1 protein-coding gene is annotated in these 239 nt (G+C 52.7%); it reads right to left on the reverse strand.

The features are described from left to right. The coding region (locus E1162_RS00020) for an NAD-binding protein (protein ID WP_155125400.1) at positions 1 to 239 on the reverse strand (239 nt) is incomplete at both ends.

Consider the following 239-nt stretch of genomic DNA (forward strand, 5'->3'; position numbering starts at 1 on the left):
AGAGCAAGGTTGAGGTCTTTCTGGTGCAGCTCAATACGGAAACCCGGATTGAAGGTGCGTTTCACCATACGCTCGCCGTGGATCTCGAGGATCTTGGAGGACGCAAAACCGCCCATAAGAGCCTGACGAACCTTTTCAGGATCTGCGCCAGCTTTGGAAGCAAACAGAAGTGCTTCACCAACAGCTTCGATGTTCAGCGCAACGATGATCTGGTTAGCAACCTTAGCCACCTGACCGTC

It is taken from the genome of Pseudovibrio flavus (assembly GCF_009711345.1).
Classification (GTDB): domain Bacteria; phylum Pseudomonadota; class Alphaproteobacteria; order Rhizobiales; family Stappiaceae; genus Pseudovibrio; species Pseudovibrio flavus.